This is a genomic window from Streptomyces sp. CNZ287, from assembly GCF_007827615.1.
On the sequence record NZ_VISV01000004.1, the window covers coordinates 295,395 to 309,167 of the forward strand.

At 69.6% G+C, this 13,773-nt stretch carries 9 protein-coding genes; 6 read left to right on the forward strand and 3 right to left on the reverse strand.

The annotated features are described in order from the left end of the window. Nucleotides 1-33: 33 nt before the first annotated feature. Nucleotides 34-1,173 carry a tryptophan dimethylallyltransferase family protein gene (locus FB457_RS11325; protein ID WP_486589001.1) on the reverse strand — a complete coding sequence of 380 codons (1,140 nt, stop codon included), beginning with the start codon at nucleotides 1,171-1,173 and terminating at the stop codon, nucleotides 34-36. A 93-nt stretch (nucleotides 1,174-1,266) separates the two neighbouring features. Further along, complete coding sequence (locus tag FB457_RS11330; protein ID WP_145781731.1) at nucleotides 1,267-2,100, reverse strand: methyltransferase domain-containing protein; 834 nt, start codon at nucleotides 2,098-2,100, stop codon at nucleotides 1,267-1,269. A 378-nt stretch (nucleotides 2,101-2,478) separates the two neighbouring features. Here FB457_RS11330 and FB457_RS11335 point away from each other — a divergent pair, with 378 nt between their 5' ends. From FB457_RS11335 to FB457_RS11355, 5 genes are all read left to right on the forward strand, one after another. Then, a complete protein-coding gene (locus FB457_RS11335; RefSeq protein WP_047015478.1) occupies nucleotides 2,479-3,321 on the forward strand; it encodes a phosphotransferase in 843 nt (280 codons plus the stop codon). Between the two features lie 104 nt (nucleotides 3,322-3,425). After that, nucleotides 3,426-7,955, forward strand: coding sequence for an RHS repeat-associated core domain-containing protein (locus FB457_RS11340; protein ID WP_145781733.1), 4,530 nt, complete (start codon nucleotides 3,426-3,428; stop codon nucleotides 7,953-7,955). Nucleotides 7,956-7,959: 4 nt separating this feature from the next. After that, on the forward strand, nucleotides 7,960-8,532 hold the full coding sequence (locus FB457_RS11345) for a hypothetical protein (protein ID WP_145781735.1): 573 nt from the start codon (nucleotides 7,960-7,962) through the stop codon (nucleotides 8,530-8,532). A 115-nt stretch (nucleotides 8,533-8,647) separates the two neighbouring features. Continuing rightward, entirely contained in the window at nucleotides 8,648-9,412 is a 765-nt protein-coding gene (locus tag FB457_RS11350; RefSeq protein WP_145781737.1) for a chitinase, read from the forward strand. A gap of 128 nt (nucleotides 9,413-9,540) precedes the next feature. Next, complete coding sequence (locus FB457_RS11355; RefSeq protein WP_145781739.1) at nucleotides 9,541-10,572, forward strand: chitinase; 1,032 nt, start codon at nucleotides 9,541-9,543, stop codon at nucleotides 10,570-10,572. Nucleotides 10,573-10,645: 73 nt separating this feature from the next. On the opposite strand, the gene FB457_RS11360 is transcribed toward FB457_RS11355, so the two are convergent. Then, the gene (locus FB457_RS11360) at nucleotides 10,646-12,610 is read right to left on the reverse strand and encodes a right-handed parallel beta-helix repeat-containing protein (RefSeq protein ID WP_145781740.1); all 1,965 of its coding nucleotides are present in this window, start codon (nucleotides 12,608-12,610) and stop codon (nucleotides 10,646-10,648) included. A gap of 233 nt (nucleotides 12,611-12,843) precedes the next feature. Between FB457_RS11360 and yaaA the strand changes: the two genes are divergently transcribed. Continuing rightward, entirely contained in the window at nucleotides 12,844-13,641 is a 798-nt protein-coding gene (gene yaaA, locus FB457_RS11365; protein WP_145781742.1) for a peroxide stress protein YaaA, read from the forward strand. The last annotated feature ends 132 nt before the right edge of the window (nucleotides 13,642-13,773 follow it).

Below are 13,773 nucleotides of genomic sequence, written 5' to 3' on the forward strand. Positions count from 1 at the left end.
GGATGAGTGCACACCTCGGGTGTGGTGAAGCCGTCAGGTCTCATCGAGGTCGGGGAACAGCTCAGTGATCTCCCGCCGGGTGATCAGACTCTTGCCGTAGAACATGGGCGAGAGGTAGACCGTGATCGGTGATCCACTGCGGCCGGTGCGCATGGAGGCGAAACTGTGAATTCCCCAGCTCTCGTCGAGCGGCTTTCGAGCCACGTGCGAGAGCAGTGCCTGGTAGTCCTGGTCGGGGATTTCATTGGCCGCGAGCGCACGCCTGACGCGGTCGCAGGCGACCTGGTCGTCGGGGACGTAGTGCCAGAGCGGAACGTACGCCGTGGCCGATTCAGGTCGCTGCCCGCCCCGCGCCGTGAAGGTGAAGTTGGTGATCACCGGCTGCGCCCCGGTGTACTGGGTGAGTTCGGTGGCGAACTCTTCCACCGAGCCCGCGCGGTGCTCCGGGAAGGCTGCCAGCTTGCTGTCCCACAGGGCAGGGGTGATGGTGCGATGCAGGAAGTAGACCTTGACCCGCGCGTCGGGTGCGTCTGAGAGATCCAGACTGATGTACACGACGGGGTCGAGGTCGCTGCCGCGGTCGGCGAAGGCGCGAAGGGGCTCCCACACCTGGCCGAACCCCAGCCTCTCAAGTGCGACCCGTACGCGGTCATCCGGTGTCATCGCGGGCGAAGCGTTTGCATTGAGGTAGACCTTGTATGCCGGGGCTGACTTTTCGGAAAGGCCCACGGCGTGTGCCATGGCCCACCCATGGGCGTCCTGCTCAGGGAGGAACAGGTCCCGGATCACGTCGAGTTTGCGGGTGGAGATGCCGGCATGGTCGACGAGGCGGCGGGTGAGGCGGGATGCGGTGTCTTGCGCGTCGGCCGTGGTGGCGCGAGAAGGCTGCGCTTCGACGCAGACCCGCACTTCGGTGCCGCTGCGACCGAACGCGGCGGAGAACTCCACCGGTGACGTGTCGGTGGTGATGAAAGATCCCCAGACCGGTTCCTTTCCGATGGGCTGATCGCCCCAGGATGCGAGCATGGTACGCACCGTCGCCGCTCCCGACTCGGCGTCGAGCCCCGTAGCAGCCAGGAGCCGCTTCAGCGTGGGGATCGTGTACTCGGTGAATGTGGTCTCGGGACGCAGCCGGGCGTCAGGAATCCGTGAACTCCTGGCATCCATTCGCATGTTCACCTTCCGGTTTCTGTCGACATCACCCTGGTCCCCAGGGGGCCCGACGGGTCTGGCCCGGCGACGGCACGCCTCCGCCATGGGCTGTTGTCAAAGCCCTCTGCGTTCCGCGGTGAGCAGCACGTACCCGAAGATCTCCGCGGCATCGGCTTCTTTCAGGCACTCCATGAGGTGCGTGAAGGCCGCCTCCCCCAGCACGTGGGCGAACTCCGGCGATCGCGCCCGCAGGGTCTCGGTCAGGTAGCCGATCGAGCGCCAGGCGTGGTCGGAGAGGTCGAGGCTTTCGAGAGTTCGGAGGCCGGCCGCGGTGAAGAGATCTTCGTATCCCGTCAGAGTCGGAGGGGAGTGCATACGAAACGCCGTACACATGGTGTCCATCAGGGCACTGCTTGCCTCTGGGCCGGCGCCGCGGTGGTATCCGTCTGCGATCACCAGCCGGCCCCCGGGAGCAAGCACACGGCCGACCTCGCAGAACACCCTTCCGCGGTCCGGCATGTGGCTCATCGACTCGATCGCCCACACCGCGTCGAAGGATCCGTCGGCATACGGCAGCGACATGGCGTCCGCACTCTCGAAGCGCACTCGGCGCGCCAGCCCTTCACGTCGGCTGCGCTCGTTGGCGCGGTCGACTTCGCGCGCGCTGACGGAGACGCCGACCACCTCCACGCCGCAGACGTGGGCGAGGCGCAGCGCGGGCGCACCGGTACCGCAGCCGATATCGAGCACCCGCTGCCCGGCGCGCACCCGGGTGCGCTTGATCACCTGATCCGTCATACATGAGGTAGCCGCGGCGAGCGACCCGTCCCCGGAGGCGTCCCAGTACCCGAAATGCAGATGGCTGCCGTACGCCTCGGCGAGAATTCCTGTGAGCGTGTCGAAGAATTTATCGTCCGATTCCTCCGTGCGCTCGGGACGTCGGGCCATCCGGCTCTCCTCAAGAGAAGAAGTAAGTGCACCGTCGTTGCGACAGATTCGAAGCCGGCTTCGATTCCCTCTTCCGTAGGGAAAATCGGTGAACGTCTCACCCGCGCCAGCGACACTCTCCCCTGAAGGTATTCACTCGGATATCACGCGTGACACATGGAAGCGGAGTCACTTGGTTCCCTTGCGCGCCCGGGGCGCACGACGGAGGTGCCACCAGGTGTGGCATCACTTCCGGACCACTTGATCGAGGGGTTTGGCTCGATGCCGTGCCGGGTGCCGGTCTCGCTCCCGGCCTACGGCCGGCGCCACTGGAGCCGCCGTGCTCGACTACTCTCGGCCTGGGGTGCGCGGGGAGCGTGGACATGAGGGGAGGGCGGTGTGGAGCCGTGGGAACACGGTCGCGCGGTCGACGCGGCCCAGGCGACCGCTGCGGAACTGGGCCTTCGGGCCGACGACACGGTCGTCATCCACAACTCGGACCGCGTCGTGCTGCGCCTGCTCCCGTGCGATGTGCTGGTTCGGGTGGCGCCTTCGGAGCACCTGGCCGATTCCCGCTTCGAAGTAGAGGTTGCTTGCCGTCTCGCCGACGTCGACGCCCCGGTGGCCGGGCTGGAGCCTCGGGTCGACCCGCGCGTATACGTGCACGGCGCCTTCGCGGTCTCGCTCTGGCGCTACTACGAACCTGTGGGTGCAGAGATCGCACCGGCCGATTACGCGGACGCCCTCGTACGGCACCATGCCGCCCTGCGCCGCATCGACCTGGACGCACCGCACTTCACCGATCGAGTCGCAGGGGCGCTGCGAGAGGTGAACGACACGGAGCGTTCCCCGGAACTGCCCGACGCCGACCGGGAATTTCTCAGGAGCACACTCAGCGGACTGAGCGCCGCGATCAGCGCCGGGAGTTCCGGCGACCAGCTCCTGCACGGCGAACCGCACCCGGGCAACCTCCTCAACACCAGGAGGGGCCCGCTTTTCGTGGACCTCGCCACGTGCTGCCGCGGACCGGTCGAGTTCGACCTCGCCCACGCGCCGGAAGACGTGGGGAAGCACTACGCGGGAGCCGACCCCGCCCTGATCCACCGATGCCGCGCCCTGGGCTGGGCGATCTTCTCCGCCTGGCGCTGGCGCCAAGAAGACCAGATGCCCGACCGGGCCCACTGGCGGACGGCAGGTCTCCAACGGGTTCGTACCGCACTCGAGCGCCGCGGACCCGGCTGAACGCGGAACAGCGGTACCACAGCCGCCGTCGCGCGGCGAAGGAACCGCCCCAACCCGTGTGATCGTCAATAACTACGGTGACCGAGCGGCGAGGGAGAGCCGGCGTGGGAAATCGGCCGACGGACTGGCATGTACTCGATCTCGATGACGACCCGACGCCGGGTGATCCGGAGCGGGTGAAGCAGTTGGCGCGTGAGCTGCATGATTTCGCCGATGATGTGGCGGATGCGTTGCGGCAGATCAAGGGTATGGCCGGTGAGGACGCGCTGCTGCGGTGGGCGGGGAAGACGGCGAAGGCGTTCCAGGACGAGTTCGACGAGGTCCCGAAGAACCTGAAGAAGCTTCAGCGGTCGTATGACCTGGCGGGGGATGCGCTGGCGGCGTACTGGCCGAAGCTGGAGCGCGCGCAGTCGCTGGCGGACAAGGCGCTGGCCAAGGGCCGGGAGGCGCAGAGTGATCTCACCGCGGCCAGCGGGCGTCTTGATGCGGCGAATTCGTGGGTGGAGCGGGCGACGAAGAAGACGGAGGAGTACGACGGGAAGGAGGGCAGGGAGAAGCCCGACGAGTCCGAGGTACGCGCCGCGACCCGCAACGCCACCGACGCCAAGTCCGCCCGCGCCTCCGCCCAGACGGCTGTCGACAACGCGCAAGGCGGTCTGGAAGCGGCGAAGAAGATGGCCGCGGATGCGAAGAAGATGCGTGAGGACGCCGCTTCCGCAGCGAAGGACAAGCTGGAGGAAGCTTCGGATGCCGGTATTCAGAACCGGAAGTGGTGGGAGAAGGCGGTCGACTGGGTCAAGGACAACTGGGACACCATCGTCAACGTCTGCAAGGTCATCGTCGCCGTCCTCGGCATCGTCGTCCTCATCATCGGCGGACCCCTCGCCTGGGTGGTACTCGCCGCCGCCCTCGTGGTCCTGGCGGACACCCTCTACAAGTACATGAACGGCCAAGCCTCCCTCTGGGACGTCGCCTTCGCCGCCCTCGACTGCATCCCCGGCATGAAGGGCCTCACCACCCTGGGCGGGCTGGCGAAGATGGCCAAGGGCGGCATGAAGGCCATGGCGGGCCTGAGGGCCATGAAGGCCGGCGTCCTGGGCCTGGCCAAGCGTGGCGGCGACATGCTCGCCGGTGCCGCAAAGGGTGCACACAACAGGTTGAAGAACATCGTCTCCAAGCTCACCGACCCCGTGGACCTGGCATCGGGGACGATGTATCTGTCGCTGACCGACATCGAGTTGCCTGGCCTGCTGCCCCTGGACTTCACTCGCCGGCTGGGGTCGACCTACCGGTGCGGCTGGTGGTTCGGCCCGACGTGGGCCTCGACCGCCGATCAGCATGTGGAGGTGGACGAACGCGGTGTGGTGTTCGCCACCGAAGACGGCCGTGTGCTCGCCTACCCCCACCCGGCCGGACCCGGCACCCAGTCCCTCCCGGAGTCGGGTCCCCGCTGGCCACTGACGCAGCTTGAGGGCGGCGGCTACGTGGTAACCGACCCGATCACCGGCCACAGCCGCACGTTCGCCTGCCCCGATGCGGAGGGGCTGGCCCTGATCGAGAAGATATCCGACCGCAACGGCCACACCATCACCTTCGCCTACGACGACGAAGGCACCCCCACCGATATCCGCCATTCCGGCGGCTACCACCTCAAGCTCACCACCGACTCCGACCTCGGCCGCATCACCGCCATCTCCCTTGCCGACGCCGCCGACGATGGCAGCGACGTGGTCGTCAAACGCTTCGGCTACGACGGCGACGGAAACCTGACCGAGGACATCGACTCCTCCGGCAACGCGCTGGCCTTCACCTACGACGAACGGCTCCGGGTCACGTCGTGGACCGACCGTATCGGCCACCGCTACGACTACGTCTACGACGCTCAGGACCGCTGCATCGCCGAAGGCGGCGAGGCCGGCCACCTCGCCGTCACGATCGACTACGACGGCATCGATCCCGACTGGCCGGGCGCCACCGTCACCACCCTCACCACCGCCGAGGGCCACGCCACCCGCTTCATCGTCAACGACAACAGTCAGATCATCGCCGAGGCAGACCCCCTCGGTCACCTCACCCGCACCGAGTACGACGAGCACCACAACCTGATCGCCGAGTCCGACCCGCTCGGCCACACCACCACCTACGCGTACAGCGCCGCCGGCCGGACGGAGCGCGTGACCTGGCCGGACGGTGCCACCGCGCGCTTCACGCACGGTGAACTCGAACTGCTCACCCGCGCCGAGCTACCCGGAGGCATCGAATGGCGGTGGGAGTACGACGAGCGCGGAAACTGCCTGGCGTCGATCGACCCGACGGGTGAGATCACGCGGTATGCGTACGACGGGAACGGACTCCTCACCTCCGTACATGAGCCGGACGGTGCCACCACAGCCGTGCGCTGCACGCCGACGGGGCTGCCGGCCGAGCTCACCGACCCGCTCGGCGGCACAACCCGCTACCGCTACGACGGGTTCGGCCGCATCAACAGCCAGACCGACCCCCTGGGCGCCACCACCCGGGCCCGGTGGTCCGTGGAGGGCAAGCTGCTGCTCTGGTCGACCCCCGACGGCGCGGAGAACAGCTGGGCGTACGACGGCGAGGGCAACTGTGTCCTGCACACGGACGCCGCCGGCGCCACCAGGCGCTACGCGTACACCCACTTCGACCTGCTGGCGACAAGGACGGACCCTGACGGAGGGGTCCACACCTACGAGTACGACACCCAGCGGCGGGTGACCTCCGTGGCGAACCCTCTCGGGCAGACGTGGAGGTACGTCTACGACCCCAGCGGCCGTCTGGTCGAGGAAACCGACTTCGACGGCCGGCGCACGGCCTACACGTATGACGCCACCGGAGCCCTTGTCCGTAGGGAGAACGCCCTCGGCGAGACCGTGGAGTTCGAGTACGATGCCCTGCGCCAGCTCACCGCCAAGCGCTCCGGGGGCGCCGTGAGCACCTTCGAGTACGGGCCGTCCGGAGAGCTGTTGCGGGCTACGGGCCCGGAGAGCCGGGTCGAGTGGGAGCGTGACGGCCTCGACCGGATTCTCAGCGAGACGACAGACGGCCGGACCACGACCTTCACCTACGACGCCGTGGGCCGGCCCATACGGCGTGCCACACCCGCGGGGCAGGAGACCCACTACCGTTACGACCCGGCCGGCAACCTGGCCTCGCTCACCACCGCCGCCGGGCCCGCCCTGGCGGTTACCCATGACGCACTCGGCCAGGTGCTCTCCCGGAGACTGGGGGGCCTCACGCTGCAGCAGTCGCGGGACCCGGTCGGGCGACTGAGCGGCCAGCAGTTCCACGCCGGGAGCCGCTCGATAGGAGCCCGCAGCTACCACTACGGTCCCGCCGGCGCACTTACCGCCGTGGACGACCCGGCTCGGGGCCGGACCGCCTTCCAATTGGACGACTCCGAGCGCGTCACCGCCGTCGACGGTCCCTACTGGCAGGAGACCTACGCCTACGACGCGCTGGGCAACCAGATCGCCGCCACGTGGCCCGAGCAGCACGGCGACGCGACGGCCACGGGCGCGCGCACGTACGCGCCCAACCTGGTCACCGCGGGCGGCACCCGCTACGAGTACGACCGGGCGGGGCGGGTCACCGCCCGCATCCGGAAGCGGCTGTCGCGCAAGCCGGACGTCTGGCGCTACGAATGGGACGCAGAGGACCGGCTCACCGCCGTCACCACTCCGGACGGAACCCGCTGGCGTTACCTCTACGATCCGCTGGGGCGCCGCACCGCCAAGCTCCGCATGGCCGCCGACGGGACGACCGTCGTCGCGGAGACTCGCTTCACGTGGCACGAGACCACCCTCATCGAGCAGACAAGCCTCGGCCCGGAACTCCCCCACCCGGTCACCCTCACCTGGGAGTACGAGGGCGGGACGCCGATCGCACAGGCTGAGCGGCTCACCGGCCCGGCCCCGCAGGAGGTGATCGACTCCCGGTTCTTCGCCATCGTCACCGACATGGTGGGCACGCCCACCGAACTCGTCGACGAACACGGAACCGTCGCCTGGCACAGCCGCAGCACCCTGTGGGGCCGTACGGCGTGGGCAGCCGACAGCACGGCCCACACCCCGCTGCGCTTCCCCGGCCAGTACGACGATCCCGAGTCCGGCCTCCACTACAACGTCCTGCGCTACTACGACCCCGACATCGCCCGGTACCTCAGCCCCGACCCCCTCGGGCTGGCTCCCGCCCCGAACCCCGCCGCGTACGTCGACAACCCCCACGTGTGGACGGACCCGCTGGGCCTGGCGCCGTATGGCAAGCCGGTGCGGATGACGTTGAACAAGCTGCAGCTCAAGGGGCCGGAGTACAAGCTGACGGATGTGGAGAAGGACTTCGTCAAACAGTTGCTGGAGCGCCGGGGCAACCTGCAGGTCTACCGGACGGATCAGAAGGCCGGCATGGGCGACTTCGCCATCGTGGACATGTCCGACGCGACGAAGAAGGTGGGCTGGATCGTGGACCACAAGATGGGTGGCGGAGCCCTCCCGGGTCACCAGTTGCGCAACGCCGCCCAGGCCGCCGCAGACCTGGGGCTCGTCAAGTTCGACCTGGCGGCCGGAGACACACCCAAGCTGCTGGAGATCCTCAGCAAGCCGCGCAGGGCATGGTAGGTACGTGATCATCATTCCCCGGGTGCTCGCCACTCTGCTCGCCGAGGCCGACGAGCACCATCAGCGCGCACTGGCTCTGGACTTCGCCGAGCACGCCTTGGAGGTCTGCGGCGACCGGCTCACCCCGCCCCTCCGGGCGACTTGCACCGAACTCCTCGCCGCCGCCCGCGAGGCGGTCGGCCTGGGCCGGGCACACGAGCGGCTGGGGCGTGCGTACGACGACTTCCACGCGGTGCGTGTCACCCCCACCGGCGGCGGTGTGAGCGATGACGCCAGCGGGGTGGCCCTGATGGCCCTGTTCAGCAGCACCCAGCCGCTGATGGAAGCGGCCGGCCTCGTCGTCCGTATGGGGTCCTCGCCGCCGAGTTGCACGGACGTGGCTCGCGACGCACAAGCCGCGGTCGGCCGACGGCGGGCCGAGGACGCCGGCGACCCCGCCGCCGAGACCTCCCTCGCCCGCAGCGCGCGGTGGGAGGAGGCGCGCTGGCAGCTTGTCCGCGTCATCGAGACCGCCCCCGACCCGAGCATCTTCCGGCCGGGCAGCGCCGACCGAGGTGAAGGCGACAAGTCGACCTGACCAGAAGTCATTGGTCTACACCTTGTCTTGGTGCAGACCAAGGTGATTGACTGCGCCCCGTCAAGCTCCAACGCCGGCGTTCGCGCCGGTGACCCCCCACCAGGAGAGTGATGAGGTGCTGAGGAAACTCGGAACGAAGGTCAAGGCCATGCTCGCGATCGGGGCGCTGGCCGCCGCGCTCGCCGTCGTGGTGCCCGTGACCGCGTCGGCAGGCGAGGGCGGCACGGCGGGCGAAGGAGGCGCGGACAGGGCGGTGGCCGCGGAGTTCATGGTCAGCGAGGCGCAGTTCGAGCAGATGTTCCCGGGGCGGAACGCCTTCTACACGTACCAGGGGCTGACCGACGCGCTCAGCGCGTACCCCGCGTTCGCCAATACCGGCGACGAGACCACCAGGAAGCGGGAGGCCGCCGCCTTCCTGGCGAACGTCAGCCATGAGACCGGCGGGCTCGTGCACGTCGTCGAGCAGAACCAGGACAACTACCCGCACTACTGCGACGCGTCGCAGCCCTACGGCTGTCCTGCCGGGCAGGCCGCGTACTACGGGCGCGGGCCCATCCAGCTCAGCTGGAACTTCAACTACAAGGCCGCCGGCGACGCCCTCGGCATCGACCTGCTGAACGACCCCTGGCAGGTGGAGCGGAACGCCGCCGTCGCGTGGAAGACCGGCATCTGGTACTGGATGACGCAGTCCGGGCCCGGGTCGATGCCCGCGCACGATGCGATCGTCGGCGGGCACGGGTTCGGCGAGACCATCCGGGCCATCAACGGATCGCTGGAGTGCAACGGCGGCAACCCCGGCCAGGTGCAGAGCCGGATCGACAAGTACACGCAGTTCGTGCAGATCCTCGGCACGACCCCCGGCGACAACCTGAGCTGCTGACCCGGCCGGGCCCGACCGGCCCGGTCTGACCGATCCCGGCCGGGTGCGCGGCCCGGTCCCGCCCTTCCCGGGTGGGTCGCGCGCCCGGCCGCTCCCCCCTCGTAACCACCCCCCACCCGGAGGCAGTTGTGGCACGCGCACGTACACACAAGTTCCGGAAGACACGCAAACGCCTCGTCGGCTCCCTCGCCGCCGCGTCGCTCACCGCCGGCGCGCTCGCCGCCGCGGTCGTCACCGAGGCCGCCGCCGACCCCGAGCCGGTCACCCACGGCGCCGCCGCGGTGCCCGCGCACGCCGTCACCGGCTACTGGCAGAACTTCGACAACGGCGCCACCGTCCAGACCCTCGCCGACGTCCCCGAGGCGTACGACATCATCGCCGTCGCCTTCGCCGACGCGACCGGTACGCCCGGCCAGGTCGACTTCACCGTCGATCCCGCGCTCGACTACACCGAGGCCGCCTTCAAGGCGGACGTCGCCGCGAAGCAGGAGAGCGGCAAGTCGGTCGTGATCAGCGTCGGCGGCGAGCGCGGCGCGGTCTCGGTCAACGACGCGGCGTCCGCCGAGGCGTTCGCCACGAGCATCCTCGGGCTCATGGAGGAGTACGGGTTCGACGGCGTCGACATCGACCTGGAGAACGGGCTCAACTCGACGTACATGACGCAGGCTCTGGAGGCGATCCACGCGGGCGCCGGCGACGGCCTGGTGGTGACGATGGCGCCGCAGACCATCGACATGCAGTCGCCGGAGAACGAGTACTTCAAGACGGCGCTGAACATCAAGGACTTCCTCACCGTCGTCAACATGCAGTACTACAACAGCGGTTCCATGCTGGGCTGCGACGGGAAGGTCTACTCGCAGGGCACGGTCGACTTCCTCACCGCCCTGGCCTGCGTCCAGTTGGAGAACGGGCTCGACCCCTCGCAGGTCGGCCTCGGCACCCCCGCCTCGTCGCGGGCGGCGGGCGGCGGATACGTGGAGCCGGGCGTGGTGACCGACGCGCTCGACTGCCTCACGCGGGGCACCGGCTGCGGCTCCTTCACGCCGGAGACGACGTACCCGGAGCTGCGCGGCGCGATGACCTGGTCCACCAACTGGGACGCCGCCGACGGCAACGCCTGGTCGGACACGGTCGGGCCGCACGTCGACCAACTGCCGTAACCGTACGGGAGCAGACAGCGGGGCCGGCCGGGACTTCCCGCCCCGGCCGGCCCCGCCCCCGAACCGCCGGCCCTCAGTCCCTTCCGCTCCGGGCCGGCCTGCCGTTCTCCGCCCCCGGCCAGCCGTTGATCACGAACTGCGACCCAGGCTCGACGACCACGTCGCCCTCCGCGGAGCCGGTGATGGTGACGTTCGTGAGGTTCGCGCTGCCGCGGGCGCCGCCCATCGCGAGGATTCCGGCGCCGTTGTTGGACTTCTCGACCGACACGTTCGAGATGGTCACGTTCGGCATCTCGCCGCCGCCCGTCTTGAACTGGATCCCGTCGTACGTCGAGTCATGGATGTCCGTGTCCTTGATCGTCACGCCCGGGATCGGCTGGCCCGCGGGGAAGAGCGTGATCGCGCCGAACTCCTGCGCCTCGCCCCAGAACGCGCCGCCGCAGCGGTGGAGCGAGTTGCCCGAGATCACCGTCTCGCCGGTGAACGGCACCGGGTCGTGGTCGGTGGCGAGCATGATGCCCGGGTAGTTCGCGGTGTCGGAGATCTGGTTGTTCTCGACGGTGTTGCCGTAGCCGCCGTAGATCGCGACCCCGTTCGCGCGCCAGGGCACCTGGATGGTGTTGTTGCGGAAGTGGTTGTCGTGGCCGATGTCGACGGCCTGGTCCTTCACGTACTTGCTGGCCCAGACCGCGAGCGAGTCGTCGCCCGTGGTACGGAAGGACGAGTTGACGACCTCGGAGTTGCGGGTGCCGTTGGTGAAGTTGATGCCGTCGGCGTACGTGTTGCGTATCCGCATCCCGCTGAACGTCAGCCCGTCGGCCGGGCCCCACAGCTCCGGCTTGTCGGAGTAGTCGCGGCCGACCCAGACCCCGACGTTGGCGTGCTCGATCCACACGTTCGAGATCTCCGTGCCGACGCCGAACCGGCCGTTGAGGCCCACGCCGCCCTCCTGGCCGCCGTCGCCGCCGCGAATGGTGCCGGAGCCGAAGATGGCGAGGTCGGAGATCTTGGTGTTCTTGTCGATGTCGAAGCCGAAGTTGCCCTCGTGCGGGTGGTTGATGCCGCCGGCCTCGTGCGGCGGGGTCAGCGTGGAGAACTGCGAGTGCCACATGCCGGCGCCGCGGATCTCGACGTTGCTGATGCCGACCTGGTTGTACTGGCCGCCCTCGGGGTCGTCGGTGAGGATCTTCTGCTCCTGCCGCCACTGGCCCGGCGGGATCCAGACGCACTCGATCTCGCCGTTCTGGTCGGCGGTGACGGCCGCCTGGAGCGCCGCGGTGTCGTCGTTGCCGTCGTCGGGCACGGCGCCGTACTCGGTGATCGACGTGCACGCGGCCGGCTTCTCCTTCGGCGGCGCGACCTGCTCCAGGTCGATCAGGTCGATGACGTAGAACGCGGCCTCGTCACCGGCGTCGCGCTGGAGGCGGAAGGTGGTGCCGGCCGGGTAGCTCTCGTCGAGCAGGGCGTGGGACTCGTCGAAGAGCCGGCGGGCGTCGGTCTGCGGGGTGTTGGTCAGGCCCTCGGGGTCGTCGGTGTTGCCGTACAGCCAACTGTGCTTGGACGACAGGTCCAGCTTCTGCACGAACGCGCCGTCGGCGTAGAGGCTGAGGGTCGCCTCCGTGCCGCCGCCGCCCGGGGCGTCGGGGATGGAGTTGCGGACGACGACGGAGTTGGCCGGGGAGGTGGAGGTGAACTCGACGTACTGTCCGGTGTTCTCCAGCCGCACCGACGTGCGGCCCGAGGACTCGGACGCGAAGTTCGTGTGCCCGAAGGTGCGCTTCGCGTCGGCCTCCAGCAGGATGCCGTCGTACGTGCCGGCCTCGGCCTCGTACTCGACGTAGGGCAGCTCCGCGCCGGCCGCGGCCGCGCCGCCCGGGGCCGCTTGGCCGGAGGCGGCGGTGTCCGCGGCGGCGGTCCCGTCACCCTCGGGGGCGACGCCGGCCATGGCCTGGCCGGAGAGGGGCAGGACCCCGATCGCGACGAGGCCGAGCGCCGGTATCCCGACGGCCACACGCCGTCTGAGGTGCTTCCACTTCATGGTGTCCTCTGTTCTGTGGGGGCTGACAGAGTGCGCATGCCGTTTCCTTGCAAGAAATCAACGCAAGTTTGCGTAATAGAGTCGATGTCTTGCTGATTGGCAGTCAGAGTTTTGAGGCACCCCGCGGGTTTGTCAATGGTCCGCGCACGGCGCCCTGTCCGGGCCGCCCGCGCCGCGCGGGTAGGCTGCCGGAGGGCGGAGGGGGAACCGGAAACGTCACCGCGGGAGGATTCGTGCTCGTACTGCTGCCACCGTCCGAGGGGAAGGCCGAGGGCAGGCGCGGCGCCCCGCTGAAGCTCGACTCGCTCTCCCTGCCCGGCCTCACCGCCGCCCGCGAGACCGTCCTCGACGAGCTGGTCGCACTCTGCGCCGCCGACGAGGAGAAGGCCGCCGACGTGCTGGGCCTCACCGAAGGGCTGCGCGGCGAGGTGGCGCGCAACGCCCGGCTGCGGACCGCGCCCACCCGCCCCGCCGGGCAGGTCTACACGGGCGTGCTCTACGACGCGCTCGGCCTCGCCACGCTCGACACCCCCGCGAAGCGGCGTGCGTCGGCGTCGCTGCTGGTGTTCTCGGGCCTGTGGGGCGCGGTGCGCATCGGCGACCGCATCCCGGCGTACCGCTGCTCCATGGGCGTACGGCTGCCGGCCGCGGGCGCGCTCGGTGCGTACTGGCGCGGGCCGCTGGACGCCGCCCTGCCGGCGGCGGCCGGGCGCGGGCTCGTGCTCGACCTGCGCTCGTCGGCGTACGCGACGGCCTGGCGGCCCCGCGGCGAACTGGCCGCGCGCACGGCCGCGGTGCGGGTGCTGCACGCGACGGTGGTGGACGGGGTGGAGAAGCGCTCGGTGGTCAGCCACTTCAACAAGGCGACGAAGGGCCGGCTGCTCCGTGACCTCCTCACCTCCGGCGCGAAGCCCCGCACCCCGGCGGCGCTGCTGACGGCGCTGCGCGACCTGGGATACCGGGTGGAGGGCGACCCGCCGCGGCGGGCGGGGCAGCCGTGGGAGCTGGACGTGGTGGTGACGGAGCTGTAGGACGTCCCGCCCTCCCCGCACTCCCGCCCCAGGGTAGGCCGCCCCGCTGACAGACAGGGCCGGCGCGCACCGGCCGGAGAGCCCGTGCTGCACGGTACGCAACGTGCGTTGCACCGGCGTGGTCGCGGAGGC

Bases quoted from the DNA above. Each gene is read 5' to 3' on its own strand.
- FB457_RS11325 (WP_486589001.1), bottom strand. From the start codon at position 1,173: ATGCGAATGGATGCCAGGAGTTCACGGATTCCTGACGCCCGGCTGCGT.
- FB457_RS11330 (WP_145781731.1), bottom strand. From the start codon at position 2,100: ATGGCCCGACGTCCCGAGCGCACGGAGGAATCGGACGATAAATTCTTC.
- FB457_RS11360 (WP_145781740.1), bottom strand. From the start codon at position 12,610: ATGAAGTGGAAGCACCTCAGACGGCGTGTGGCCGTCGGGATACCGGCG.